The organism is Mycobacterium sp. NPDC050041 (assembly GCF_049541695.1).
Classification (GTDB): domain Bacteria; phylum Actinomycetota; class Actinomycetes; order Mycobacteriales; family Mycobacteriaceae; genus Mycobacterium.
On sequence record NZ_JBMVDG010000001.1, the window covers coordinates 507,293 to 532,219 of the forward strand.

Below are 24,927 nucleotides of genomic sequence, written 5' to 3' on the forward strand. Positions count from 1 at the left end.
GAGAAGTCCATGGACGAAGATCTTGTGTCAGCAGAGTCGGTTCACGACTTGGTGGGCCGCTACGCCGAAGCGAAAAGTCGCCAAGACACCCAGGCCGCATTGCGGCTGTGCACCGACGACTTTCTCCTCCACACCGAAGCGGTGCACAACACCACGGTGGGTAAACGAAACGTCCGCCGCCTCCTCGACGCCTTCTTCGGCATCTTCCCCGACTACCACGTCACCCTCGACGACAGCGTTCTCAATGGCTACGGCTACACATGCTGGGGAACGTTGCGCATGACCATGCGCGGGCGCCTCGGCCCCTGGCCCGCAACTCACCGCACCGCGACCCTTCCGTTCGTCTGCGTGTTCACGATCAGAGAAGGGTTGATCGCCAGCGAGCACTTCTTCTTCGACCGCTACGAGATGTGCGATGCACTCGGCCTGCCCTCCGCAAGGTTCGAGCGGCTGTCCAGGATCGTGGCCCGCATACCGCCGCGACTGCTGCGGTCCGCCCTCTGAGCGGAGAACGTGCGGGCACGACGCAGAGCATCAGGGGGGTTGGCAAGAGCAGCTCAACACCAGCCGCCTCGTCATCACCGATCAAATAGACAAGTACGACAATACATTCGGGGTCGAACGCTGCCAGCGGACGCGATAGTGTGAGTCGCATGGCAGGGCTCACGAGGGACGACATCGCCGTGCTCGAGTCGATGGCGCGCAACGTGGGAGACAAGCTGGGCTGGGAGCTTCACTTCCAAGCGGCTACCGATCCAGAGTTCGCCGGCTTGACCGCCGGAGCGCGACACGTTTTCATCACCGAGCCGGCGAGAATTGCCGACAGTAGTCGTCATTCGATTACGAAGGTCCTTGACGCCCTACGCCTGGGCCGATGCCGGATCACACTCAACGCGAACGGGACTCCCGGTATCCAATCGGGCTGCTGAGGGCTACAGCTAGCACGTCGTCGCCTTTCAGTTCGGCGATTGGCCGCGATCGCCGCTTTGCTCTGAGCGACTTGCCTTCACGCGTGTGGGCGTCTCGTCGATATCAAGGACGGTTGCCAGGGTGCGCGCCCACCATCGCCGTTGCGGCCCGTGCCGGCTTGCCTCCGGTTCGACAATGCCCGCGCTGCGGCGAAACGCCGCCCCATAGGCGGCTTCGGTGGCAAGCGCCTGGTGCAGCGCGGCGACGGTAAGACGGGTATCACCGCGCGGAGGACGGCGACCACGGGATGGTTTCCGGGCTGCATGCAGGGCGTCGACGACCGGGTCGAGAAGACCGAGGCCGTCGTCGCGCCAGCCGGCGGCATGAAGCGCGATCGCCAGCTCCCCGTAGCCGTCTGCGTATACATCGGCGATGCACTCCACGAGCTCGGACACCCGAGCTCCGCGAGTGACCCAGTCCTGGGTGGCGTGCTCGACGGCGGCGCGGATCCGGCCACCGCCATGACGCAGCAAGGCCACGAGCAGACCGTCGCGGCTCTTGAAGTGATGGGCGACACCAGCGTCGGTCATGCCGACGCGGTCGGCAACAGCGCGTACCTCGACCGCCTGCGGGCCGCCGTCGACCAGTAGTTCCTCAGCGGCTTTGAGGATCAATGACTGCGCCTCAGCGGGACGTCGGCGGGTTCGCGGCAGTGTCATGGACCCGAAGTTTACCTTGACGGTTCAATGTATGGCCACTACCTTGACACGGCAAGGTAATAACCGCCGATGGGAGACCCAGTGAAGCTTCGCGTGAAGGAAGAACTGCCAGGTATCGACAACGCCATCTCGTTGGTCCCGCTCTTCACGGGCGCGTGGCGGCTGGCTCCGTACGTGATCTTGCCCAACACGCCGGCCGGTACACGGGCTGTCGTCGAAATGCCGGACGGCAGGCTGGAGGGGCGCGGTATCCGCGCGCAAACGAAGGGCGGCGCGAACGCCGACTGGTTCGTCATCGGTCCGGATGGAACGGGCACGGTAGACGCCCGCGGCACTGTGGAAACCGAGGATGGGGCGGCGATCTATCTCTATAGTCACGGTCGTTGTGACATCTCGGCGGGTTTCGGAGGCGGAACGGTCCTGCGAGGATGTGCGCACTTCGAGACCGGCAGCGACGAGTACCGCTGGCTGAATACGGTGCACGCGGTGTTCCGCGGTGTCGTCGTGGGTGACGGCGCGGCGGGCGACGGCATCTACTACGACGAATACTTCGAAGTTCGCTGACCGTCGGTCCGGCGCCGGGTCCGCACCGATGAGCGCTCTCGGCTCAGCACATCTATTGGCACGCGGTGCAGAAGCGCGGTCCAATCTTCGGATGAGAACTCAGTGGAGCGGCCTGACGATTGATTGCGCCGCCCCGGAAACGTTGGCCGCGTTTTGGGGAGCGCTGCTCGGTCGAGATCACGAGCCTGGGCTCCCGGGATGGGTGCAACTGAAACCTCGACACGACCACGAGCCACGGATCAACTTTCAACCGGTTCCTGAAGCGAAACAGGGAAAGGTCCGCATACACCTTGATGTCACCGTCGACAGCCTGGCCCCGGTCATTCAACGTGTACTTGCTCTAGGCGGTGGGGAGACCGGTCAGCGCCACGAGTACCCGGAGGGCATTGTCGTCGTCCTCAAGGACCCGGAGGGCAACGAGTTCTGCCTCGTCGAGTACACCTGACCCTTCGGGTGCGCTTCGACGTATCCCCGCCGGCAGGGACCCGTCGACGCTTGCATTAGCGCTCCTAATGCAGGGTCAGAATCTTTAGCTGTACTGCGCAATCCCGAATCTCTACCGTCGACCGCATGGCCACCCCCGTCGTCGTCGGATTCCTCGCGTCGTTCACGCTGATCGCCGCCATCGGCGCGCAGAACGCGTTCGTGCTGCGCCAGGGCATCCGTCGCGAGCACGTCGCGGCCGTGGTGACGCTGTGCACGGTGTCCGACATCGTGCTGATCGCCGCGGGCATCGCCGGCTTCGGCGCACTGATCAACGCCCACCCCGCCGCGGTCAACGTCGCCCGCTACGGCGGCGCCCTGTTCCTCATCGGCTACGGAATGCTCGCCGCCTGGCGCGCCTGGCGCCCGTCAGGACTCACGCCCGCCGAGAAGGGACCCGCGCGACTCGTCGACGTGCTGATCACCTGCGCCGCCATGACATGGCTCAACCCGCACGTCTACCTCGACACGGTGGTCCTGCTGGGCGCCCTGGCCAACGAACACAGCGACGACCGCTGGCTGTTCGGCGTCGGGGCTGTCACCGCGAGCGCCGTGTGGTTCGTCGGCCTCGGCCTCGGAGCCCGCCGGCTGGCCGGACTTTTCGCCTCGGCCGCGACGTGGCGCATCCTCGACGGACTGATCGCCGTCATCATGATCGCGCTCGGCGTCACCGTCGCCATCGGCTGACCTGCCCTCAGAAGAAGCCCGAGTCCGGCAGCGCCGCGGCGTTGACCGCGACATCACCCAGCACCCGCGCCTTATACACAGTCGGGTTGTGGGAGAACAGCGTCCGCAGGTTCCGCCAGTGCCGGTCCAGGTGCGCCGAAGCTCGGATCGCCGACGCACCACCCGCGTCGAACACCCGCGACGCCGCCCGCAACGCCGGTTGTTCGATCGCCACCTTCACCCTTGCGGCGGCGATCGCGGCCCTGTTCTCCAGTTCGGGGTCGACACCGTTAGCCCGCGCGGCGTCCAGAGCCGGCGCCAGATCCGCCGCGGCGCTGCGCACCAGCGCCTGCGCCGCATACGCGATCGCGTCGATCTCCCCCACCGCCTCCAGCACCTGCGGATCGGCGGTCGGATCGCCCGACGCGAAGGTGTAGGTGCGCTTGCGGTTCCGCACCAGCGTGGCAGCCTCGTCGGCCAGCGTGCGGAGGATTCCAGCGGCGATCGCGTGCAGGTACAACTGCACGAACGCGCCGCGTGACCGGTCGACGCCGATCCTGGTGCCCAACCTGAGCACCTCGTCGCCGAACACCTCGACATCATGGAATATCGTTGTGCCGCTGCCTGTCTGGCGCTGCCCGATACCGTCCCAGTCATCGGCGTGTACGACGCCCTTGCGATCGGCCGGGATGACCACCGCGACCGGCCGGCCGTCGTCGTCCTGCGCCGTCACCCGCAGATAGTCGGAAAACTGCGCGCCGGTGCTGTAGAACTTCTGCCCGCTCAGCCGCAGTCCCGCGTCGCCCCGGATCAGCCGGGTGTCGTAGCTCTGCCCGCCGACCGCACGGGTGCTCTGCTCCGAACTGGCGCCGCCGATCAGTCCGCCCTCGGCGACCACCCGCACCCACCGCTCGTTCTCCGGCCGGTGCGGGGTGCGCTGCAGCTCCTCGACCACCGAATAATGCACCCGCAGAATGTGTGCCAGGTCGGGATCGGCGGCGGCCAGCGTGATCAGGTGGTCGAAGAACTCCGGCACGGTGTCACCCCGGCCGCCGCGCTCGACAGTCAGACGCACCGCTTGCAGCCGATGCTCGCGCACGAGTCGCAGACCCCGCAGCGGAGCCTCGACATCGCCGTCCGCGAGTCGGCGGCGGTAGTCGGCGGCAATCTCGTCGAACACCTCGGCGTCGGGCGCCTGCGGTGCGCCCCGCTCGGACAGCAGCGGTTCCAGGGTCATGGCGGTCAATCCCTTTCTGACTGTTCGTCGGTGATCCAGGCGTCGTAGAACCACGGCACCGAGTTCGCGGCGTTGGCGAAGCCGCGCACCCGCGGCGCGACGGCGAAGATCTGGGTGTCCTCCAACAGCGGGATCGCGTACGCGTTGTCGATCACGTAGTCGTTGTACTCCCGCAGCACCTCCACCCGCCGCTGCGGATCCGTCGCGGTGACCTGTTCATGCAGTAATCGGTCGATGGTGGGATCCGACCCGTCGAGGGCGTACAGGTCACCGAACTCGCTGCCGTAGTTCTGCCACAGCCGGACCGGATCCGCTGTGGGCCAGCCGTTCCGCCGCAGCCCGACCGAGTCCTCGATGCTGGCTGTCGGATAGTTGGCGAAGTCGGTCTGCCGGATCACCAGGCGGATGCCGATGCGGCCGAGCTGGCGCTGGATCAGCTCGTACATCGGCTTGGCCGTGTGGTCGTAGACATCGACGTAGATCTTGACCGCCAGTTCCTGACCGTCCTTCTCGCGGAAGCCCGCGTCGTTGACGTGGGTCCACCCTGCATCCTCCAGCCGGCGGACCGCCTCGGCCGGGTCGTACCGGACGGCGTCACTGCGGTCGGTGTAGCCGGGGAAGTTCCTGGTGACGATGTTCTGCGCCGGCTTCCAGTTGTCGGTGTAGAGCGTGCGCAGGATCTCTTGGCGGTCGATGCCGAACCCGATGGCCCTGCGGACGTTGACATCGCGCATGAACGGCGCGCTCTGGCGGATGTCGAGGGTGTTGGCCAGGCCCGGCGTGCGCAATCCCCGCACATCGAAACCCTCACGCGCCAAAAGTCGTTCGTCCGGCGGCTGGCTGTACCGGATGGCGTCGGCCTGACCGGCACGCAGGGCACCCACCCGGACGCTGTCCTCGGTGACCGGGATGACCGTCACGGTGTCGAGGAATGCCTCGCCCTGGTGCGGCGCCGTCGCCGGCGCCCAGTCGTATCCACGCCGCTTGGCCAACACGATCTTCTTGTCTGGGATCTCCGACTCTGCGACGAAGGGTCCCGAGCCGATCAGGTTGGTCACCACCGACTGCTCCTCCTTGGTCGCCTCGATGGTGGCGTCAGCGACCAGGCCCGAGGTGTTCAACGTCAGCACGGGGATGAACGGGGCGAACGGCTCGGGCAGCGTCACGCGGACCGTCCGGGTTTGGTTGTCCGCGGTGATGTCGGTGATCTCCGGGAAGTAGGTGTTGCGGACGATGCCCTTCGGCTTGTCCCCCTTGGCCTGCCACCACAGGTTGCGCCGTACCGCCTCGGCGTCGAGTGGCTGACCGTTGCTGAACGTCACACCGTCGCGAATCGTAAACGTGTACTGCGTCTTCGACGGATCGACCGTCCACTTCTCGGCGATCCACGGCACGAATTCGAAGGTCTTGGGATCCTGGTAAACCAGCCGATCGAGCATCTGATCCTTCAGCAGGCTGTTCTGCCAGTAGCTCACCTGGATCTGCAGCGAGGCGGGCGCCTCGGCGTCGAGGTACACCAGATGTCCGCCCCGTCCTGCTGCCGACGGGTTCGGATCCGCCGCCTTGGCGCTGCACGCGCCGGCGAGCAATGCCGTGGTGACGGCCACGGCGAAGACGGCCCTGTTCCGCATCGTCAGGCCGCCCGCGCCGGGGCGCCGGGCACCGCGTTGAGCAGGCGACGCGTGTAATCCGCGGCGGGGGCGGCGAACACCTCTGCCACCGGGCCTGACTCGACCAGGCGGCCGTGCTCGAGCACACTGACGTCGTCGGCGATCTGGCGGACCAGGCTGAGGTCGTGGGAGATGAACAGATACGTCAGTGCCAGTTCGCGCTGTAGGTCGACTAGCAGGTCCACCACCTGCGCCTGCACGGTGACGTCGAGCGCTGACGTCGGCTCGTCGAGAACGAGGATGGGCGGCTGCAACACCAGGGCCCTGGCGAGCACGACGCGCTGGCGCTGACCGCCGGAGATCTCCCGTGGTCTGCGGTCGACCAGGGCATCGGACAGCCCCACCCGGTCGAGCGCCTCGGCCACCCGGCGCCGCCGTTCCGCGCGCGTGCCCACACCGTTGATCCGCAGCGGCTCGGCGACGGAGTCACCGATGGTGAATCGCGGGTCGAGTGCGGCCGTCGGGTTCTGCTGCACCATCTGCAGCACCCGGGCCTGTGCGCGCTGCCGGAGGGCGCTGAAGTGCGTCCCGGGTGTCCGGACCAGCCCATCGACGCGCACCTCGCCCTCGTCGAACGCGCTCAGCCCGGCGAGGATTCGCGCGACGGTCGTCTTGCCCGAGCCCGACTCACCCACCAGGGCGTGGATCGATCCCTGTGCGACGTCCAGGGTCACCCCGTCGAGCGCGGCGATGCCGCCGTACCGCTTGATCAGTCCGTCGACGCGCAGCAGGGCTTCGCCGTCCGGCGCCGCGGTGCTGCGACGGCGGTACTTGTCGGGGGTCAGCGCCGGAGCGTCGGCGATGAGTTGGCGGGTGTAGTCGTCCTGCGGGTTGCCCAGCACGCCCGCGGTGGCACCGGTCTCCCGCACCTGGCCGTCGCGCAGGACGACCACGTGGTCGCTGTGGTGCTCGGCGAGGGCGAGGTCGTGGGTGATGAAGACGACGCCGAGACCACGCTCGCGGCGCAGTTCGTCGAGCAGGTCGAGGATGCGCTGCTGCACCGTCACATCGAGGGCCGATGTCGGCTCGTCGGCGATGAGCAGTCTTGGATCCCCCGCGATGGCGATCGCGATCAGGACCCGCTGGAGTTGGCCGCCGGATAGCTGATGCGGGTAATCGCCGGCTCGGCGCCGCGGGTCGGCGATGCCGACACGGTCCAGCAGGCCGACCGCCCTGGTGTGCGCTTCCCGGCGGTCCGCGACACCGTGCACGATGAGCACCTCCGCCACCTGGTGCCCGACCTTCTTCAGCGGGTCGAGCGATCCGAGCGGATCCTGGGGGACGAAACCCACGGTGGCGCCGCGAAGCTCGCGCCACTGCCGCTGGGTGAGGTCGGTGACGTCGCGGCCGGCGAGCGTGATGCGGCCGCCGGTGACCTTCCCGTTCTCCGGCAGCAGACCCTGCACAGCGCGGGCGATGGTCGACTTCCCCGAGCCCGACTGACCGACGACGGCGAGCACGGCGCCGGCCTCGACGTCGAAGGAGACATCACGCACCACCGGGCCCTCCTGGTTGAGCCGGTCCCGGCGCGACCGCGGGGTGTACGCGATCGTGAGACCGGCGACGGACAACAACGGAGTCGGACTCATGTCAACCGACCTTCTTTCGGACGATGTGGGCGAGGCGGGACAGGCTCATCACGGTCAGGACGATGGCCAGGGACGGGAACAGCACCAGATGCGGCGCGCTGTTGATGTAGTTGCGGCCCTCGGAGATCAGCAGGCCCCACTCGGGTTCTGGGGGTTGCGCCCCGTAGCCGAGGAAGCTCAGCGACGCAATGGCCAGGATCGCGGTGCCGAACTGCAGGGCGGCCAGCGACAGCACCGCCGAGTACGAGTTCGGCAGCACGTGGCGGAACAGCAGCGCGGTGTGTCCGGCGCCGAGGTGCTCGCTGGCTTCGACGAACGGCAGGTTGCGGGTGGCCAGCACCTCGGAGCGGGCCAGCCTCGCGAAGACCGCGATCGACGAGACACCCACGGCGATGGCGGCGTTGACGGTCCCGAAACCCAGCGCGACGATGATCGTGATCGACAGCAGCAGCGTCGGAATCGACAGCAGGACGTCGACGATGCGGCTGATGACGCTGTCGGTGGTGCGGCCGAAATACGCGGCGAACAGGCCGAGGGCCGTGCCGACCACCAGGCCGATGACCACCGCGATGAACGAGCCGGCGATGGTGGCCGCCGTGCCTTCGACCACGCGGCTGAGCAGGTCGCGGCCGATGTAGTCGGTGCCGAAGGGATGAGCGAGGCTGGGCGCCGCCAACGGGTCGCCGGGGTTCTCCCGCAGCGGGTCGTACGGGGTGATCAATCCTGGCGCGACGATCATCGCGGCGACGAGCAGCAGGAACAGTAGCGGCGGGACGTCGACGACGTCGACCGGCAGACGTCGACGGACGCGTGGCAGCGTCACGCGGGGCAGCGCCTCGACGACGGTCATGCGGGCACCTCCGCGCGCCGCAGTAGGCGGCTCCGGTGCACCGTCGCAGGCCCGGCGATCCGGCCGATGCGCGGGTCGATCAACGGGTAGAGCAGGTCCACCGCGAGGTTGATGACGACGAACGTGACCGACACGGTGATGACCACGGCCTGGATGATCGGCGTGTCTTGGTTGCGCACCGCGGATTCGGTGAGGTAGCCGATGCCGGTGCGGTTGAAGATGGTCTCGGTGATCACCGATCCGGCCAGCAGCTCCCCGACGGTGATGGCGACGATCGTGACCGTGGGGATGGATCCGTTCTTCACCAGGTGCCCGAAGACGAGTCGCTCGTTGCTGAGTCCCTTGGCCCGCAGCACCTCGACGTAGGGCTGCCCGGCTGCGTTGCTCAACCCCTGGATGAGCACCTGGGCAATCGGCGCCGCGACGGGCAGCGCCAGCGGCAGCGCCGCCATCACCGTGGATTTCAGCCCCTCGTCGTCGACGGCGGACACCCAGCCCAGGCTGAACGAGAACACCTGCAGCGCTACGAGCCCCGTGACGAACACCGGTACCGACAAGAAGGCGGGCGGCAACGAGCGGGCGGCCTCTCGCACACCCGCCCACGGGGCGAACACCGCGGCCAGCGCTATCACGAACCCGAGCGCGGCGGCGAGCACGAAGGCGACGCCGGCCAGCGCGAGGGTCGACGGCAGCGCATGGGCGAGCAGGCGCGACACCTCCTGGCCGCTGTTGAGCGAGTATCCGAGGTCACCGGCGAACAGTCGCTGGACCGACACCCCGAACTGCACGATGGCCGGGTCGCTGAGCCGGTAGTAGTCGCGCAGCGCTTGCGCGTCGTCGTCCGAGATCGGGTTCTCCGGATTGGAGATCTGCGTCTCGATCGGATCACCCGGCAACACGTTTAACACGAAAAACACTGCGGTGTACGCCAGTACGATCACAATGATCGACTGTCCGATGCGCCGCAGCACGAAGGTGGTCACCCGATGAAACGTAGGGCGGCCGCGGTGACGCGGACAGGGTTCTGTGCGTAAGAATTGTTAATCCGACCGTGAACCTGGGCTTAACCGTTGCTGTCGTGGCGCTTTCGGCTACGCGTGAGCGCAACCGTTGTACCGGTGGCCGATCACCGTAGCATCGACCGCATGCCTGTGCTTGCTTCCGGCGGTTTGTCGGTCGGTGTCGAGATCACCGGTGACGGTCACGACTCGGTAGCCGAAATATTCTCCCTGGCAACACGGCTCGAGAATGCCGGTGTGCACTACTGGGTGATCGGCGCGGACCGCGGCGAACCCAGCGGGGCCTCGCGCGCGAGTTCAGACCCGTCGATCGTCGCCACCGTGGCCGCGCGGCACAGCACCAGCCTGGGCCTGGTGGTCGCCGCTGCGGCGCACCGCGACCACCCGTACAACCTGGCACGCCGGCTGCTGTCGGTGGACCACGCCGCCCGCGGAAGGGTCGGGTGGCTGGCGCTGGACGCCGATCACCGGATCGGTCTGGACGCCGGGTACGACACCTGGACGAGCGCCGTCCTCGACCCGGCTCACACAGCCGAGGCAGTCGCGGCGGTGAGAACGCTGTGGCGCACCTGGCCGCGCGAATCCGTGCACGGGAACCGCGACACCGGCGTCTTCGCCGACACCTCGCAGATCCGGCGCGCCGATGTCGACGGCGTGTATTCGATTGCCGGACCGCTGAACCTGCCCGGATCGATCCAGGGCGACCTGCCGGTGTGGCAGCACGACGGCCCCACGGTGAGGGACGCCGACGTGGTGATCGTCGAGGAGGCCGAGCCCGTTCCCGGCCGGCCCACGGTGGTGCGCCTGCGAAGTCTCCATGAGCTCGGCGCGACGCTCCAGAGGCTGTCCCGCACGGCCGGTGCCGCAGGAGTGCTGCTGCGCGTCACCGCCGATGCACTCGAGCCTGCGCTCGACGAGGTGTCGGCTGCCCGCCAGCGCGGACTGCTCACCGCTCCGGACGGCGCGACCCTGCGGGAACGGCTGCACCTGCCGCCGCCCGAACTGCCCGACCTGATCACCCACCTACCGGCATTCGCCGGTGCACCGCAACCAGGAGGCCGGCTGTGACCCAGCGCGACCGGGGCGTCATCCTCAACGTCAACGTTCTCAATCTCGGCATCCACACTGCGTCCTGGCGGCGGTCTTCCGAGCCGCCCACGGCGTTCGCCGATCCCGGCTACTACGCGCGGATGGCGCGGATCGCCGAGCGCGGCACCCTCGACGCCCTCTTCCTGGCAGACGGGCCTGCGCTGCGCGATCACCCGGCGGTGCGGCCGTCGCAGGCTCTCGAGCCGAGCGTCATCCTGGCCGCCGTCGCCGCGGAGACCGAACACCTGGGCATCATCGGCACACTCTCGTCGACGTTCAACGATCCGGTCGAGCTCGCCCATCGGCTGCTCAGCCTCGACCAGCTGTCGGGTGGCCGCGTCGCATGGAACGTCGTCACCACCTACTCCCCCTCCGCGGGGGGCAATTTCGGCCTCGCCGACTACCCCGACCGGCCCACGCGGTACCGCCGTGCCGCGGAGTTCGTCGACTTGGTGCAGGCGCTGTGGCGCGACGCGGCGGCCTCAGGCGAGCCGCGGCGGGGCGTCGACCACCGCGGCGAGTTCTTCACCGTGCGCGGGTCGCTGCCGCAGGGTCCGTCGCCGCAGGGCTATCCACTGCTGGTGCAGGCCGGCGGATCGCCGCAGGGACGCGCATTGGCCGGCCGCGCCGCCGACGCCGTGTTCAGCGCCGAACTCGACCTCGGCGCAGCCATCGAGCACTACCGGCACGTGCAGGACGTCGCCGCCGCACACGGTCGTCCCCGCGGCGCGGTGCGGATCCTGCCCGGCCTGATCACCACGATCGGCAGCAGCCGTGCCGAGGCGGAGCGCCGTTACCAGGAGCAGAACGCGCTGCTGCCCGTCGGCCACGACCTCGATCGGCTGTCGCAGACGCTCGGCGAGGACCTGTCGGTACTCGACCCCGACGCCCCGGTGCCAGGACGGATCCTGGCGCCCGTGAGTGACCCCGCGAAATTCGGCGGCTCGCTGGGCTTCCGGGAGTCGGTGGTGCGGCTCATCGCATCCCAGAGGCTGACGTTGCGGCAGGCGATCCGCGAGTTCAGCGGCGCGGGACACCGGGTGATCGTGGGAACCCCGGTCGACGTCGCCGACACCATCGAGCGATGGTTCCTCGCCGGGGCCGCCGACGGGTTCAACCTGATGCCGGACGTCTTCCCGGACGGCCTCGAGGTGTTCGTCGACGAAGTGGTGCCGCTGCTGCGGGACCGCGGGCTGTTCCGCTCCGCGTACACCGAGTCGACACTGCGCGAACGGTTCACCGGAACGCCGGTGCCGGCTCCACTTGCCACCACGCCCGAGCGGGCGGTCGGCTGAGCCGCACCTTCGCCGGGGCGCGAGTGTGCACAAAATGCCGCCGCGGGCGGCGTGTCGGTGTGCAGACACGCACGCTCGGGGGAGACGGCGACGGCCTACTGCTGCCCGACAGCCTCCGCGACAGGCGCCTCCGTGCCGAGGTTCTCCGGCCGGATGGACCGGTGCCCCGCGACGCGCGACGCGATGGTGTCGAGCCGGCTCAGCTGCTCCTCGGCGAGCTCGACGCCGACCGCGCCGACGTTCTCGCGCAGGTACTCGACGTGACGGGTGCCGGGGATCGGCACCACGTCCTCACCGCGGGCGAGCAGCCACGCCAGCGCGACCTGCCCGGGCTGCACACCGATCTCCGCGGCGACCGCGGTGACGGTCCCGGCAAGCGTCAGGTTGTCGTCGAAGGCGTCCGCCACGAACCGGGGGTGCCGCAGCTGGACACCGCTGACGTCGTCGCGGCTGCGAACCCGGCCGGTCAGCCAGCCACGGCCCAGCGGAGAGTAGGGCACGACGCCGATGCCGAGTTCCCTTGCCAGTCCGACGATGCCGTCCTCGATGTCCCTGGTGAAGATCGACCACTCGTTCTGCAGCGCCGCGATCGGATGGACGGCGTGCGCCCGGCGCAACGTCTCGGGACCCGGTTCGGACAGCCCGATGTGGCGGACCTTGCCCGCCACCACCAGTTCCTTCAGCGCGCCGACGGTGTCCTCGATGGGCACGCCCGGGTCCACCCGGTGCAGGTAGTACAGGTCGACGTGGTCCACGCCCAGCCGTCGCAGCGAGGCGTCGATCGCGCTGCGCACATACTCGGGCCTGCCATCGATCGGGCGCGCGTTCGGATTGGTGTCCCGATCCAGGGCGTTGCCGAACTTCGTCGCGATGGTCAGCGCATCGCGCCTGCCGCGGATGGCGCGGCCGAGCAGGATCTCACTGAATTCCGGGCCGTACACGTCGGCGGTGTCGAACAGGGTGACGCCGAGGTCTATCGCGGCGTCGACCAGATCCCTGGCCTGCTTCTCGTCCTCGGGGCCTTCCGAGGTGCGAAAGCTCATGAAGCCGAGACCGATCGCCGAGACGTGTGGTCCGTCGGCGCCGAGGCGGCGGGTGGGGAGTGTCGCGGTCATATAATCATCCGTCCGTTAGGGGTGGTCAGGATCCGTAGAAGGGCGCGCCCGAAACCAGTTCGGATTCGCGGCCGTTGACGCCTCGCGGCACGTCACCCTCGAGCGTGACGCGGTAGAGCACCCGGTCGTAGTCGAGGTGTCCGGCATCGGCGATGGCCAGGTGCGCGGTCGCCCGGTTGTCCCAGAAGGCGATACTGCCAGGAGCCCAGCGGAATCGGACGGTGTACTCGGTGCGGGTCGCCTCCTGCCACAGCAGCGCGAGGATCGCCTCGCTCTGCGACGGGGAGAATCCGCGGATCTCCCGGGCGCCGCGCGTGAAGCCCGGGCTGACGAACAACGCACGCTCACCGGTGAGCGGATGCACCCGGACGGCGGGGTGGTAGGCGACGAGATTGGCCTCGCGGACCTTGCGGTCCCGCTGGCTGCCCGCCACGGCCCGCGGGCTGAACTGGTGCTTGATGTCGAGCCGGTCGACGAAGTCACGCAGGTCTGCGGGCAGGTTCTCATATGCTGCAACGAGATTGGTCCACGCGGTGTCACCGCCGTAGGGTGGCAGGATGTGCGCCCGCAGGATCGAGGCGGCAGGCGGGTTCACCAGTGCCGTGACATCGGTGTGCCAGCTGTTGTCATATGACGTGCGCTTGCGGCCGAGGTGCCGTTCGTAGCGGCGGCTGTCGATCGGCAGGATCTCGGGGAAGCCCTCGGGCGGCTCCTCCTCGTGCGGGTGCGCCGGCGTCACCTTGCCGAACAGCCGGGCGAACGCGATCTGCTCGCCGTGACCGATCTCCTGGTCGCGGAAGAAGATCACCTTGTAGCTGTGCAGGGCGCCCCGGATCTCGTCGACGACGGCCGGGTCGAGTTTGTCCCGCAGGTCGACGCCGCTGATCTCAGCGCCGATGTATCCGGCGACGGGGACGATGTCGAGGCCGATTCCGGTCTCCTTGAGTTCGGTCATCATCCGAGCGTGCGCACCTGCCCGTGCCGGAACAAGGCGGAACGGCTACGGATTACCTGCAGCACTTCTTAATCCGGCGGTCGCCGGTGCGGCCCCGCCGGGCGTGATCACACGGAAGTTTCGACCACACTGATTCTTGCGCCATTGCGCCGAAGTGCCAGCCCAGGGCGTCGGTCGGCACCCGCGGCGCGGAGCGCACCGGTAACCCGAGCGGTCGTCTGCCACCATGACATGCGTGACCTCGGTGAACGACCGCCGCAACGCGCCCGCCGCGGCGCAGTGTTGTCGTTGACCCCGCCCCGCCCAGCCGTCCCTTCGCCGCTACGAGGTCCCCATGCTCGACCTACGCCGGATGATGCTGTTGAACGACCTTGCCGATCTCGGCACGGTGGCCGCCGTCGCCGAACGTCGTCGCATCACCAGTTCCGCTGTGTCACAACAACTCCGCGTACTCGAAGAAGAGGCCGGCGCCACCCTGTTCCGGCGCGACGGCCGCACGCTGGGCCTGACCCGCAGCGGTCAGGTGCTGGCCGAACACGTCCGGCGGGTGGTGGCCGCGGTGGACGAGGCGATGAGCGCCGTCGCCGCGAGCCGTGACCGCGTGTCCGGCCACGTCGCTGTCGCCGCGTTCAACATGGGCGTCCCGACCCTGGCCGCACCGATGATGCAGCGGATCAGTGCGGAGGAACCCGAGTTGGCCGTTCAGGTGCAGCAGCAGGACAGTGACGCCGCGCTGCGCCTGCTGCGCCAGGGCGAGATCGACGTCGCCATCACCTGCCACTACGACTTCGTCGGACAGCAGATTCCCGGCGGGCTCGTCACCGAGGCACTGCTGTTCGAGCCACTGGTGCTGCTGGCACCGACCGAGGATCATGCCAGGATCCGCACCAGCGGGCTCGCGGCCCTCGCGGACGGCCCGTGGGTGAGCGGGCCGCGCGACTCCGGACTCGACGTCGCGTTGCGGCGCGCATGCGAGTCGGCCGGCTTCGCCCCACACGTCGAACACCGCCTCGTCGGCGCGCAGAACATCTGCGACCTGGCCGCGACCGAGACGACGTCGGCGCTGGTGCCCGCGCTGTCGGTACCCGTGTCGTTGCGGCCGCTCGTCGTCGCCGACCTGGATCTGGGCGGGCGCACCATCAGCGCGGTGGTGCGCAACGGAAGGCAATACGACCCGAACGTCTCGGCCGTCCTGCGCGCTCTGCGGTCGATCGCCGCCGCCGCCCTGCCCACCCCCGCCGCTGCCGGGCTGAGCGCCGCGTCGTGACCACCCGCCGGATGCGAAAACCCCTCGCTGACCCCAGGTCGGCGGCGTAGCCTCGGAGGTGACCTGGAGCCCTTCCGACCGGTACTCCCTAGCGCCGAGAAGACGGGCTCCAGGCCCTTGTCTGCCGCCGAGACCCAGGTGACCCGGCTGGTGAACAAGCGGCTGGCCGGCTCCTGAGGCGACGTGGGTCAGCAGCGAGTGCGGTCGCGTGCAACGACGGGCTGCCGGCGTGGTGGCGCCAGTCGTGAGTGCGCCGATTCAGCGGAGTCAACGATCGGCACTGACCGGCTCTGCGCACCCAGGTTCGTGTAGGGCCGCAGCGCCGGACCATCGACCATCAGGCACTGCAGCCCGGTCTCGCAGTACTCGTCAGCGACCGCGAACAGCGCCCGAAATGCCGAGACCCCCAGGAACTCGAGCCTGGTCAGATCGATTATCAGCGGCGTGCGCATGGAGGTGAACCGCCGCAGAGTCGCGATCACCTGATCAAGATTCGACGCGTCGACCCAGCCGGCCAGCCTCACGACGACCGCAGAACTCGACGCCTGAGTCTCGAGCCGCGCACCTCCGCAGTAGAGCACGTGTGCCCGCCGGTGCCGAAGTATCGGACCCGTTCTCATCACACTGTCGACACTCACCCTGACCTCCTGATCCACTCGTCGATGTCTCACACGGCACGACAGCGGGTCGCGAGGTGGGAACCAACCCTTGCAGACCGAGGGTTGCGTCTTCCCTAGCGTCAATTTAATTCATCAGGGCTGCGCCGGCAGACTGAGCCCTTGGATGCCGCTCCTCGCCCGATCCGCGAGTCGCTCTGCGAGGCAGAGGCATTGGGTACGCCGGGCTGCCCACTGCACCGGTCCGATCGTTCGCTCCATGACCTGCCCGACGACGATCCGCTTCGCGATCTGGCTATCACCGGGCGCCGTCGACCCCGCGGTGTTGGATTCGCACTGATCGCAACCGGTGTCGGCGGCCCGGCTCACCGGTAGGTTGCCAACCCATGAATGAGGACTGGCTCGCCGTCATCGTCGGCCTGGCACTGCTCGCGCTCGTGCTCGTCGGGGCGATCCCGGGCAGCGTGATCCCGTGACCGAGCAGGCCACCGAGGAGGGGCAGGCGGGCGAGGAACGCCGCGACAACCGGGGCATCGGCTACGCCGTCGCCGGTGTGCTCGTGGTGCTGGTGCTGGGCGCCCTGACCCGCTTCTTCGAGACACAGGTACCCCAGTGGGCGGACGGCACGCCGTTCGAGCGGGTCGCCAAGGCGATCGAATTCCCGGTCTACGCCATCGCATTCGGCCTGCTGGGCAACGCGGTGCTGAGCAGGCTGGCACTGCGCGACGCACTGTCCGCCGGTTTCCGCACCGAGTTCTTCATCAAGACCGGGCTGGTGCTGCTCGGCGCGTCGATCAACCTCAAGCTGCTCGTCACCGCCGCAGGCCCGGCGATCATTCAGGCACTGCTTCTGATCTCGATCGTCTTCGGCTTCACCTGGTGGCTCGGCGGCCGGCTCGGACTCGAGGACAAGCTGCGGGCGCTGCTCGCGTCGGCCGTCTCCATCTGTGGAGTCAGCGCGGCGATCGCGGCCGCGGGCGCGGTGCAGGCCAAGCGCGAGCAGCTCGCCTACGCCGCCTCGCTCGTCATCGCCTTCGCGCTGCCCTCGATCTTCCTGCTGCCCTGGCTGGCCGGCGAGTTCGGGCTGTCCGACGCCGTCGCAGGGGCGTGGATCGGCGGGAACATCGACACCACGGCCGCCGTGGCGGCCGCAGGCGCGATCGCCGGTGAGGACGCGCTGCAGATCGCCACCATCGTCAAGACCACGCAGAACGCGCTCATCGGCGTCGTCGCGATCGCACTGACGGCCTACTTCGCGCTCAAGGTCGAGCGGCGCAGCGCGGAGGACGCCCGGCCCACCCTCGGCCAGTTCTGGGAGCGGTTTCCCAAGTTCGTGCTCGGCTTCATCGCCGCGTCGGTAGTCGGGACGCTGTACCTGCAGTGGGGCGGCGACAAGGCCGCCATCACCACCGTCAACGACCTGCGCACCTGGTTCCTCATCTTCGCGTTCGTCGCGATCGGCCTGGAGTTCTCGCTGAAGGGCCTGCGGGAAGCCGGATGGCGGCCGGTCGTGCTGTTCGCCTCGGCGACCGTGGTGAACATCGTCGTGGCACTTGGTCTGGCGCTGGTCTTGTTCGGCAACTTCACGGTCGGTTAGCGGTTACGCTCGGCCGGTGCGCACGGCCTGGTCGAGGCGCGGCTTCCTGGCCTCAGCCGGGGTCGCGACACTGGTGGCCGCGTGCGGATCCGACAAACCAGGCACCGTCGCCAAGGACGGGTCCGTCACCGTCACCCACGCCTTCGGCGAAACGCGCATCCCGGCCCCGCCCACCCGCGTCGTCAGCGCGGGCCTCACGGAACAGGACGACCTGCTCGCGCTCGGAGTGGTGCCCGTCGCGGTGACCGAGTGGTTCGGCGCGGAACCCTTCGCCGTCTGGCCGTGGGCCCGGCCCCGGCTCGGCGCCACCCAGCCCGTGGTGCTCAGCCTCGCCGACGGCCTGCAGATCGAGGCGATCGCGGCACTGAAGCCCGACCTGATCGTGGCCACCAACGCCGGGCTCGACGCCGACACCTACACCCGGCTGTCGGAGATCGCGCCGACCGTCGCGCAATCCGGGCCTGCCTTCTTCGAGCCGTGGAAGCAGCAGGCGACCGTCATCGGTCAGGCGGTGTTCAAGGCCGACGACATGGCCGGCCAGATCGGTGCCGTCGACGAGAAGTTCACGGCCGCAGGGCAGAACAATCCCGAGTTCGGCGGCAAGAAGGCCGTCCTGCTGCGCGGCACGCTGTACCGCGACAGCGCGCAGGCCACCGTGCCCGGCTGGCGCACCGAATTCCTCACCGCGCTCGGATTCACCGTTCCGGAGGTGCCCGCGCTGATCGCCCGTGATCAGATGGCCGCCGTTCTCGACGCCGCGGACGTGCTGATCTGGACGACCGAGAGCGACGAGGAGCAGGCCGCGTTGCTGGCCGACCCCACGATTGCGCAATTGACGGCAACCACCCGAAACCGGCACGTCTTCACCGGCCGGGAACTCGCAGGCGCCATCGCCTTCGCCTCGCCGCTGTCCTACCCGCTGGTCGCCGACCAGCTCCCACCGCGGCTGGCGGCCGCACTGTCCTGAGACACTGTCCGGGTGACCAGCACCGACCTCGACCACCGCGGATCCGCCAGCATCGGCTCGGCCTACTACCCGACACTGCTGGCGGTCTTCACCGGACTGGTGCTGATCTCGAACGTCGCCGCCACCAAGGGTGTGGCGTTCGGGCCCCTGCTCACCGACGGGGGCTTCCTCGTCTTCCCGCTCACCTACGTGATCGGCGACGTCCTCAGTGAGGTGTACGGCTTCCGCGCGGCACGTCGCGCCGTGTTCGTCGGCTTCGCGATGCAGGCCCTCGCGGTGTTGGTGCTGTGGCTCACCGTGCGGCTGCCCGGCGCGCCCGACTACGCCAACCAGGAGGCGCTGGCCAGCACCGTCGCGTCCATCACGGGGCTGGCGATCGCGGGTCTCGGCGGCTTCCTGGCCGGGCAGATGGTCAACGCCTACCTCGTCGTCTGGATCAAGCAGCGCACCAAGGAGAGCCACCTGTGGGCCCGGCTGCTCGGCTCGACCGTCGTCGGCCAGTTCTGCGACACCCTGGTGTTCTGCGCGATCGCGGCGCCCATCATCGGGTTCGGGAACATGAGTTCGTTCGCCGTGTACGCGGCGCTGGGCTGGCTGTACAAGACCGCGGTGGAGGCGGCGCTGCTGCCCGTCACCTACCGTGTCATCGCCGCCATCAAGCACCGCGAGCCGACCTACCAGCCAGCCGTCTGAGCGAGCGTTAAGGCTCTTCTGGCAACTTCTACAAAGTTCGCCCACGTGACGCTACTCGGCGGTAGCTTGTGCAGATGACAGTGGCAGCAGAGTCACCTCAGCAGATGACCCTCGGCACCGTGCACGACTACGGGGATCAGGCGATTTTACTTGACTTCGACGATATCGCCGAGGTTTTGGCGTGGGCCGCGGCAATTCGCCAGGCCGATCTACCCGGCGTCCTCGACGTGGTTCCCGGCGCGCGCACCGTGCTGGTCACGCTTGCTGGGCCGCGGTACCAGGCACCCACCCGGCAACGCCTCTCGACCATCCGGCCGGACCAGTCGGACGCCGCGGATTCCAGTGCGGACCGGCAGGCCGACGTCGTCATCGAGGTCGTCTACGACGGCGCCGATCTCGAGGAGGTCGCGCGCCTGACCGGGCTGGACCCGGCGCAGGTGGTGGCGGCTCACACCGGCACGCTGTGGCGCGTCGGGTTCAGCGGCTTCGCGCCCGGCTTCGCCTACCTCGTCGGCGGGGACGACCGGCTCCATGTGCCGCGCCGCGACGAGCCGCGGACCAAGGTGCCCGCCGGATCCGTGGGCCTGGCCGGCGAGTTCAGTGGCGTCTACCCGCGCCAGTCCCCCGGCGGCTGGCAGTTGATCGGCCGCACCGCCGACGGTCAGGCGGCGCTCTGGGACATCACCCGCGACGAACCCGCCCTGCTGACACCAGGCAAGTGGGTCCAGTTCCGGTCCGTCGACTAGGGGAGGAACCCATGACCACATCGCTGGAGATCCTGCGGACCGGGCCGCTGGCGCTCGTCGAGGATCTGGGCCGGCCCGGCGTGTCGCATCTCGGCGTGTCCCGCTCCGGCGCGGCCGACCGCCGCTCCCACACGCTGGCCAACCGCCTGGTGGCCAACCCGAACGACCGGGCCACCGTCGAGGTCACCCTCGGCGGTCTCACCGCCCGGGTGCGCGGCGGCGACGTCGCCATCGCGGTGACGGGCGCCGACGCCGACCCGTCGGTGAATGGAAAGCCGTTCGGCACCAACAGTATCCGCTACGCACACGACGGCGACGTGATCTCACTGGGAGTTCCCCACTCCGGCCTGCGGAGTTATCTCGCCGTCCGCGGCGGCATCGACGTGGCGCCTGTGCTCGGGTCACGCAGCTACGACGTGATGTCGGCGATCGGGCCGACACCGCTGCAACCCGGCGACGTGCTGCCGGTCGGCGAGCACACCGCGGACTTCCCCGAACTCGACCAGGCGCCGGTGGCCGCGATCGACGACGACGTGGTCGAACTGATGGTGGTCCCCGGGCCGCGTGACGATTGGTTCACCAACCCCGACGTGCTGGTGCGCACCAACTGGAAGGTCACCAACCACAGCGACCGGGTGGGCATCCGGCTCGTCGGCATGCCGCTCGACTACCGCAACACCGACCGCCAGCTGCCCAGCGAGGGCGCCACCCGCGGGTCGATCCAGGTGCCGCCGAACGGATTCCCGGTCATCCTCGGGCCCGACCACCCCGTGACCGGCGGCTATCCCGTCATCGGTGTGGTGTGCGGCGACGACATCGACAGGCTGGCGCAGATCCGGCCGGGTCAGACCGTGCGTCTGCACTGGACGCGGCCACGCCTGCCGTTCGGCGCCGGCTGACGACAACCGGCCCGGGTGTGCGCCGGCGCACATCCTGGTAGAACGTCTGTGTGCACACCGTGGTCCACACCGCACGCCTGGTCCACACCGCCGACCTCGACGCCGACACGCGCGAGCGCGCGCGCCGCATGGTGGTCGACGCCTTCGACGGTGACTTCGACGACGACGACTGGGAGCACGCGCTGGGCGGCATGCACGCCCTCATCTGGCACCACGGCGCAATCGTGGCGCACGGCGCAGTGGTGCAGCGCCGGCTGATCCACCGGGACACCGCGCTGCGCTGCGGCTACGTCGAAGGGGTCGCGGTACACGAGGACTGGCGGGGTCGCGGGCTGGGCAGTGCCGTGATGGACGCCGTCGAGCAGGTGATCAGGGGCGCCTACCAGGTCGGGGCGCTCGGCGCCTCGGAGATGGCCCGCGATATGTACGTCGCGCGCGGCTGGCTGCCGTGGCAGGGCCAGACGTCCGCGCTCACACCGACCGGCACCGTCCGCACACCCGACGACGACGACGGCGTGTTCGTACTCCCGGTGTCCGTCGAACTGGACCGCTCCGCCGACCTGGTCTGCGACTGGCGCGCCGGCGACGTCTGGTGAGTGGGCGGTCCTCACAGGACCAGGTTGCGGCGGGTGAGTGGAATTTCACGCACGAGTCATCGCGGAGCGCTTTGGGGTAACGCAGCATTCCTAGCGTGTGCGTCATGTCGCATCGCATCACCGACTGGGATCCCGAGGACGTCGTCGCCTGGGAAGCCGGCAACAAGCACATCGCCCGCCGCAACCTGATCTGGTCCGTTGCCGCCGAGCACATCGGCTTCTCCATCTGGTCGATCTGGTCGGTGATGGTGCTGTTCATGCCGGAGAGCGTGTACGGCTTCTCGGCGGGCGACAAGTTCCTGCTCGGCGCGACCGCCACACTGGTCGGGGCCTGCCTGCGCATCCCCTACACGCTGGCCACCTCGACGTTCGGCGGCCGCAACTGGACGGTGTTCTCCGCCTTCGTGTTGCTCATTCCCACGGTCGGCACGATGCTGCTGCTGGCCAATCCAGGCCTCCCGCTGTGGCCCTACCTGCTGTGCGCGGCGCTGGCAGGCTTCGGTGGCGGCAACTTCGCCTCCTCGATGACCAACATCAACGCGTTCTACCCCCAGCGGCTCAAGGGCTGGGCGCTCGGCCTGAACGCCGGCGGCGGCAACATCGGCGTGCCGGTGATCCAGCTGGTGGGTCTGCTCGTCATCGCCGCCGCGGGAAACCGCCAGCCGTACTGGGTGTGCGCGGTGTACCTGGTGGCGCTGGCCGTCGCCGGTATCGGCGCCGCGAAGTACATGGACAACCTCGAGCAACACAAGATCGACTTCACTGCGATGAAAGACATTCTGCGCGAACGGGATACGTGGGTGATCTCGCTGCTCTACATCGGCACCTTCGGCTCGTTCATCGGATTCGCCTTCGCGTTCGGCCAGGTGCTCCAGATCAACTTCACCGCGGGCGGGCAGTCGCCTGCCGAGGCCTCGCTGCACGCCGCACAGATCGCGTTCGTCGGGCCGCTGCTCGGCTCGCTGTCGCGGGTGTACGGCGGCAAGCTCGCCGACCGCATCGGCGGCGGACGGGTCACCCTCGCGGTGTTCGCCGGCATGATCCTGGCCGCCGGCCTGCTGGTCGCGATCAGCACGTTCGACGACCACAGCGTCGGCGCCGCCACCGCGACCACCATGGCGGGCTACGTCGTCGGCTTCATCGCACTGTTCCTGCTGTCCGGCTTCGGCAACGGGTCGGTCTACAAGATGATCCCGTCGATCTTCGACGCCAGGAGCAGGTCGCTCGATCTGAGCGAGGCCGAACGGGTGAACTGGTCACGGGCGATGTCGGGCGCACTGATCGGCTTTGCCGGCGCGGTCGGCGCACTGGGCGGGGTGGGCATCAACCTCGCGCTGCGGCAGTCCTACCTCAGCAGCGGGTCTGCGACCTCGGCGTTCTGGATCTTCGCGGTGTTCTACGTGGTGGCCTCCGTCGTCACCTGGGCGCGCTACGTGCGGCGTCCCGGCATGGCTGAGATCACCCCGGACCGCGACGAGCGACATACCTCGGCAATGGCCGGGTAACCGTCCCGAAACACGAGCTGAATAGACAGAGAGCATGAGTGAGCCTGACTGGGCGCCGCTCACCGGCTTCCGGGTAGCGGTGACGTCCGCCCGCCGAGCCGACGAACTGGCCACGCTGCTGCGGCGCCGAGGCGCCACGGTGACCAGCGCCGCCGCCATCACCATGGTGCCGCTGCCCGACGACGACGAGCTGCGCTCGCACACCGAGGCGCTGATCGACCTGCCGCCCGACATCGTCATCGCCACCACGGGCATCGGCTTCCGGGGCTGGGTCGCCGCCGCCGATGGCTGGGGGCTGGCCGGCGAACTCATCACCGCGCTCGGTAAGGCACGCATCGTGTCCCGCGGGCCCAAGGCCACCGGGGCCCTGCGCGCCGCCGGGCTGCCCGAGGAATGGTCGCCCGAGTCGGAGTCCTCCCGCGAACTGGTGCACTACCTGGTCGAGGGTGGCATCGCCGGTATGCGCATCGCCGTGCAGCTGCACGGCGCCACGAACGACTGGGACCCGTTCCCCGAATTCCTCGACGAACTGCGTGCCGCAGGCGCCGAGGTGGTGCCGATCATGGTGTACCGCTGGCACCCTGCCCCACGCGACGGTGAGTTCGACCAGCTGGTGACGGGCATCGCCGACCTGAAGTTCGACGCGGTCAGCTTCACCTCGGCGCCCGCGGTGGCGTCGGTGCTGATGCGGGCCACGGAACTGGGCATCGCCGACCGGGTGCTGTCGGCGCTGCGCACCGACGTGCACGCGATGTGCGTCGGGCCCGTCACCGCGCGGCCCCTGGTGCGCCTCGGCGTGCCCACTTCCGCGCCGGAACGGATGCGCCTCGGTGCGCTGGCCCGCCACATCACCGACGAGTTGCCGCTGCTGCAGTCGCGCACCGTGAAGGTCGCCGGGCATGTCCTGGAGATCCGAGGTACCTGCGTGATGGTCGACGGGGTGGTCAAGTCGCTCTCGCCAGCCGCCATGGCGACCATCCGCGCGCTGGCACACCGGCCGGGAGATGTGGTGTCGCGCACCGATCTGCTCGATGCCCTGCCCGGCGGCGGCACCGACACCCATGCCGTGGAGACCGCCGTGCTGCGGCTGCGAACAGCGTTGGGCGACAAGCACATCGTCTCGACCGTGGTCAAGCGTGGGTACCGGCTGGCGGTCGACGACGGACTGGCGGCGGCCCGGTGAACCCCGCAGCCAACCTGGTGCTCGTGGCGCACGGCACCCGCAAGCAGCGCGGTGTCGCACTGGTCGGTGACATCGCGGCACAGACGGCCGCGACGCTGGGGCGTCAGGTGCACGTCGCGTTCGTCGACGTGCTCGGGCCCACGCCGGCCGAGGTCCTCCGGGGGTTGCCCGATGCGCCTGCCCTGGTGGTGCCCGCCTTCCTGTCGCGGGGATACCACGTGGGCGTCGACATCCCCGCACACGTCGACGCCAGCGGTCACCCTGACGTGACGGTCACCGAAGCGCTGGGACCCGATCCGCAACTGATCCGGGTGCTGGCCGACCGGCTCGTCGAATCAGGCTGGCAGCAGGGCGATTCGGTAGTGCTGGCCGCGGCGGGCACCTCGGACCCGGTGGCGCAACGCGATCTGCACACCACCGCGACGTGGCTCTCGGCGCTGACCGGATCACGCGTCGAGCTGGCCTTCGCCGCCACGGGCGAGCCGCGGGTGGCCGACGCGGTCGCCGATCTGCGTCGGCGTGGCCGACGGCGGGTGGTGGTGGCCTCCTACCTGCTGTCCGAGGGACTCTTCCAGGATCGACTGCGCGACAGCGGCGCCGACGTCGTGACCGCACCGCTGGGCACGCATCCGGGGCTGGTGCGCCTGATCGCCAGCCGATTCCGGCGGGCGCGGGTGACGGTGCCGGCGTAGCACTG

General features: G+C 69.0%; 26 protein-coding genes. 17 read left to right on the forward strand and 9 right to left on the reverse strand.

Going from position 1 to position 24,927, the window contains the following annotated elements:
- The first annotated feature begins 9 nt into the window (after positions 1-9).
- A complete protein-coding gene (locus ACPCHZ_RS02610; RefSeq protein ID WP_423483310.1) occupies positions 10-504 on the forward strand; it encodes an ester cyclase in 495 nt (164 codons plus the stop codon).
- 149 nt (positions 505-653) lie between these two features.
- Positions 654-929, forward strand: coding sequence for a hypothetical protein (locus ACPCHZ_RS02615; RefSeq protein WP_423483311.1), 276 nt, complete (start codon positions 654-656; stop codon positions 927-929).
- A gap of 27 nt (positions 930-956) precedes the next feature.
- On the opposite strand, the gene ACPCHZ_RS02620 is transcribed toward ACPCHZ_RS02615, so the two are convergent.
- Complete coding sequence (locus ACPCHZ_RS02620) at positions 957-1,628, reverse strand: TetR/AcrR family transcriptional regulator (RefSeq protein WP_423483312.1); 672 nt, start codon at positions 1,626-1,628, stop codon at positions 957-959.
- 93 nt (positions 1,629-1,721) lie between these two features.
- On the opposite strand from ACPCHZ_RS02620, the gene ACPCHZ_RS02625 reads away from it, so the two are divergent.
- The 3 genes from ACPCHZ_RS02625 to lysE all read left to right on the forward strand — a co-directional run bounded on the left by ACPCHZ_RS02625 (position 1,722) and on the right by lysE (position 3,362).
- A complete protein-coding gene (locus tag ACPCHZ_RS02625; RefSeq protein WP_423483313.1) occupies positions 1,722-2,192 on the forward strand; it encodes a DUF3237 domain-containing protein in 471 nt (156 codons plus the stop codon).
- Positions 2,193-2,283: 91 nt separating this feature from the next.
- The gene (locus ACPCHZ_RS02630; protein WP_423483314.1) at positions 2,284-2,637 is read left to right on the forward strand and encodes a VOC family protein; all 354 of its coding nucleotides are present in this window, start codon (positions 2,284-2,286) and stop codon (positions 2,635-2,637) included.
- 125 nt (positions 2,638-2,762) lie between these two features.
- Positions 2,763-3,362, forward strand: coding sequence for an L-lysine exporter (gene lysE, locus ACPCHZ_RS02635; protein ID WP_423483315.1), 600 nt, complete (start codon positions 2,763-2,765; stop codon positions 3,360-3,362).
- Positions 3,363-3,369: 7 nt separating this feature from the next.
- Here lysE and ACPCHZ_RS02640 read toward each other — a convergent pair whose 3' ends face one another.
- From ACPCHZ_RS02640 to ACPCHZ_RS02660, 5 genes are read right to left on the reverse strand one after another with little or no spacing between them, the layout of a single operon-like run.
- Positions 3,370-4,578 (reverse strand): acyl-CoA dehydrogenase, encoded by a 1,209-nt coding sequence (locus ACPCHZ_RS02640; protein WP_423483316.1) that lies wholly within the window; start codon positions 4,576-4,578, stop codon positions 3,370-3,372.
- Between the two features lie 5 nt (positions 4,579-4,583).
- Positions 4,584-6,209 (reverse strand): ABC transporter substrate-binding protein, encoded by a 1,626-nt coding sequence (locus ACPCHZ_RS02645; protein ID WP_423483317.1) that lies wholly within the window; start codon positions 6,207-6,209, stop codon positions 4,584-4,586.
- A 2-nt stretch (positions 6,210-6,211) separates the two neighbouring features.
- The gene (locus ACPCHZ_RS02650) at positions 6,212-7,837 is read right to left on the reverse strand and encodes a dipeptide ABC transporter ATP-binding protein (protein ID WP_423483318.1); all 1,626 of its coding nucleotides are present in this window, start codon (positions 7,835-7,837) and stop codon (positions 6,212-6,214) included.
- Position 7,838: 1 nt separating this feature from the next.
- A complete protein-coding gene (locus ACPCHZ_RS02655; protein ID WP_423483319.1) occupies positions 7,839-8,687 on the reverse strand; it encodes an ABC transporter permease in 849 nt (282 codons plus the stop codon).
- Positions 8,684-9,670: an ABC transporter permease gene (locus ACPCHZ_RS02660; protein ID WP_423483320.1), complete on the reverse strand. Its 987-nt coding sequence runs from the start codon at positions 9,668-9,670 to the stop codon at positions 8,684-8,686. Before ACPCHZ_RS02660 ends, ACPCHZ_RS02655 begins: the two co-directional genes overlap by 4 nt.
- Positions 9,671-9,832: 162 nt before the next feature.
- Here ACPCHZ_RS02660 and ACPCHZ_RS02665 point away from each other — a divergent pair, with 162 nt between their 5' ends.
- Positions 9,833-10,774, forward strand: a complete 942-nt coding sequence (locus ACPCHZ_RS02665) for a luciferase (RefSeq protein ID WP_423483321.1) — start codon at positions 9,833-9,835, stop codon at positions 10,772-10,774.
- Complete coding sequence (locus tag ACPCHZ_RS02670) at positions 10,771-12,090, forward strand: NtaA/DmoA family FMN-dependent monooxygenase (protein WP_423483322.1); 1,320 nt, start codon at positions 10,771-10,773, stop codon at positions 12,088-12,090. Before ACPCHZ_RS02665 ends, ACPCHZ_RS02670 begins: the two co-directional genes overlap by 4 nt.
- A gap of 95 nt (positions 12,091-12,185) precedes the next feature.
- Here the strand turns inward: ACPCHZ_RS02670 and ACPCHZ_RS02675 are convergent, their stop codons facing one another.
- Together ACPCHZ_RS02675 and ACPCHZ_RS02680 are read right to left on the reverse strand one after the other, a co-directional pair.
- Entirely contained in the window at positions 12,186-13,205 is a 1,020-nt protein-coding gene (locus ACPCHZ_RS02675) for an aldo/keto reductase (RefSeq protein ID WP_423483323.1), read from the reverse strand.
- Positions 13,206-13,230: 25 nt separating this feature from the next.
- Positions 13,231-14,160 carry a TauD/TfdA dioxygenase family protein gene (locus ACPCHZ_RS02680; protein WP_423483324.1) on the reverse strand — a complete coding sequence of 310 codons (930 nt, stop codon included), beginning with the start codon at positions 14,158-14,160 and terminating at the stop codon, positions 13,231-13,233.
- A 334-nt stretch (positions 14,161-14,494) separates the two neighbouring features.
- On the opposite strand from ACPCHZ_RS02680, the gene ACPCHZ_RS02685 reads away from it, so the two are divergent.
- Positions 14,495-15,427, forward strand: a complete 933-nt coding sequence (locus ACPCHZ_RS02685) for a LysR family transcriptional regulator (protein WP_423483325.1) — start codon at positions 14,495-14,497, stop codon at positions 15,425-15,427.
- A 188-nt stretch (positions 15,428-15,615) separates the two neighbouring features.
- On the opposite strand, the gene ACPCHZ_RS02690 is transcribed toward ACPCHZ_RS02685, so the two are convergent.
- Positions 15,616-16,047: an STAS domain-containing protein gene (locus tag ACPCHZ_RS02690; RefSeq protein ID WP_423483786.1), complete on the reverse strand. Its 432-nt coding sequence runs from the start codon at positions 16,045-16,047 to the stop codon at positions 15,616-15,618.
- A gap of 469 nt (positions 16,048-16,516) precedes the next feature.
- Here ACPCHZ_RS02690 and ACPCHZ_RS02695 point away from each other — a divergent pair, with 469 nt between their 5' ends.
- From ACPCHZ_RS02695 to ACPCHZ_RS02735, 9 genes are all read left to right on the forward strand, one after another.
- The gene (locus tag ACPCHZ_RS02695) at positions 16,517-17,641 is read left to right on the forward strand and encodes a YeiH family protein (protein ID WP_423483326.1); all 1,125 of its coding nucleotides are present in this window, start codon (positions 16,517-16,519) and stop codon (positions 17,639-17,641) included.
- A 16-nt stretch (positions 17,642-17,657) separates the two neighbouring features.
- Positions 17,658-18,608 carry an ABC transporter substrate-binding protein gene (locus ACPCHZ_RS02700; protein ID WP_423483327.1) on the forward strand — a complete coding sequence of 317 codons (951 nt, stop codon included), beginning with the start codon at positions 17,658-17,660 and terminating at the stop codon, positions 18,606-18,608.
- A 12-nt stretch (positions 18,609-18,620) separates the two neighbouring features.
- Positions 18,621-19,301: a queuosine precursor transporter gene (locus ACPCHZ_RS02705; protein WP_364977413.1), complete on the forward strand. Its 681-nt coding sequence runs from the start codon at positions 18,621-18,623 to the stop codon at positions 19,299-19,301.
- A gap of 74 nt (positions 19,302-19,375) precedes the next feature.
- Positions 19,376-20,047: a 5-oxoprolinase subunit B family protein gene (locus tag ACPCHZ_RS02710; protein ID WP_364977415.1), complete on the forward strand. Its 672-nt coding sequence runs from the start codon at positions 19,376-19,378 to the stop codon at positions 20,045-20,047.
- A gap of 11 nt (positions 20,048-20,058) precedes the next feature.
- Positions 20,059-20,946, forward strand: a complete 888-nt coding sequence (locus ACPCHZ_RS02715; protein WP_423483328.1) for a 5-oxoprolinase/urea amidolyase family protein — start codon at positions 20,059-20,061, stop codon at positions 20,944-20,946.
- A 50-nt stretch (positions 20,947-20,996) separates the two neighbouring features.
- Complete coding sequence (locus ACPCHZ_RS02720; protein WP_423483329.1) at positions 20,997-21,542, forward strand: GNAT family N-acetyltransferase; 546 nt, start codon at positions 20,997-20,999, stop codon at positions 21,540-21,542.
- 104 nt (positions 21,543-21,646) lie between these two features.
- Complete coding sequence (locus ACPCHZ_RS02725; protein ID WP_423483330.1) at positions 21,647-23,047, forward strand: nitrate/nitrite transporter; 1,401 nt, start codon at positions 21,647-21,649, stop codon at positions 23,045-23,047.
- Between the two features lie 34 nt (positions 23,048-23,081).
- Complete coding sequence (locus ACPCHZ_RS02730) at positions 23,082-24,230, forward strand: uroporphyrinogen-III synthase (protein WP_423483331.1); 1,149 nt, start codon at positions 23,082-23,084, stop codon at positions 24,228-24,230.
- Entirely contained in the window at positions 24,227-24,922 is a 696-nt protein-coding gene (locus ACPCHZ_RS02735; RefSeq protein WP_423483332.1) for a sirohydrochlorin chelatase, read from the forward strand. Before ACPCHZ_RS02730 ends, ACPCHZ_RS02735 begins: the two co-directional genes overlap by 4 nt.
- The last annotated feature ends 5 nt before the right edge of the window (positions 24,923-24,927 follow it).

Coding starts and splice junctions, on each gene's coding strand:
- lysE (WP_423483315.1), top strand. CDS start 2,763: ATGGCCACCCCCGTCGTCGTCGGATTCCTCGCGTCGTTCACGCTGATC.
- ACPCHZ_RS02690 (WP_423483786.1), bottom strand. CDS start 16,047: ATGAGAACGGGTCCGATACTTCGGCACCGGCGGGCACACGTGCTCTAC.
- ACPCHZ_RS02620 (WP_423483312.1), bottom strand. CDS start 1,628: ATGACACTGCCGCGAACCCGCCGACGTCCCGCTGAGGCGCAGTCATTG.
- ACPCHZ_RS02730 (WP_423483331.1), top strand. CDS start 23,082: ATGAGTGAGCCTGACTGGGCGCCGCTCACCGGCTTCCGGGTAGCGGTG.
- ACPCHZ_RS02645 (WP_423483317.1), bottom strand. CDS start 6,209: ATGCGGAACAGGGCCGTCTTCGCCGTGGCCGTCACCACGGCATTGCTC.
- ACPCHZ_RS02630 (WP_423483314.1), top strand. CDS start 2,284: ATGAGAACTCAGTGGAGCGGCCTGACGATTGATTGCGCCGCCCCGGAA.
- ACPCHZ_RS02715 (WP_423483328.1), top strand. CDS start 20,059: ATGACCACATCGCTGGAGATCCTGCGGACCGGGCCGCTGGCGCTCGTC.
- ACPCHZ_RS02615 (WP_423483311.1), top strand. CDS start 654: ATGGCAGGGCTCACGAGGGACGACATCGCCGTGCTCGAGTCGATGGCG.
- ACPCHZ_RS02685 (WP_423483325.1), top strand. CDS start 14,495: ATGCTCGACCTACGCCGGATGATGCTGTTGAACGACCTTGCCGATCTC.
- ACPCHZ_RS02680 (WP_423483324.1), bottom strand. CDS start 14,160: ATGACCGAACTCAAGGAGACCGGAATCGGCCTCGACATCGTCCCCGTC.
- ACPCHZ_RS02655 (WP_423483319.1), bottom strand. CDS start 8,687: ATGACCGTCGTCGAGGCGCTGCCCCGCGTGACGCTGCCACGCGTCCGT.
- ACPCHZ_RS02665 (WP_423483321.1), top strand. CDS start 9,833: ATGCCTGTGCTTGCTTCCGGCGGTTTGTCGGTCGGTGTCGAGATCACC.
- ACPCHZ_RS02675 (WP_423483323.1), bottom strand. CDS start 13,205: ATGACCGCGACACTCCCCACCCGCCGCCTCGGCGCCGACGGACCACAC.
- ACPCHZ_RS02610 (WP_423483310.1), top strand. CDS start 10: ATGGACGAAGATCTTGTGTCAGCAGAGTCGGTTCACGACTTGGTGGGC.
- ACPCHZ_RS02640 (WP_423483316.1), bottom strand. CDS start 4,578: ATGACCCTGGAACCGCTGCTGTCCGAGCGGGGCGCACCGCAGGCGCCC.
- ACPCHZ_RS02650 (WP_423483318.1), bottom strand. CDS start 7,837: ATGAGTCCGACTCCGTTGTTGTCCGTCGCCGGTCTCACGATCGCGTAC.
- ACPCHZ_RS02725 (WP_423483330.1), top strand. CDS start 21,647: ATGTCGCATCGCATCACCGACTGGGATCCCGAGGACGTCGTCGCCTGG.
- ACPCHZ_RS02710 (WP_364977415.1), top strand. CDS start 19,376: ATGACAGTGGCAGCAGAGTCACCTCAGCAGATGACCCTCGGCACCGTG.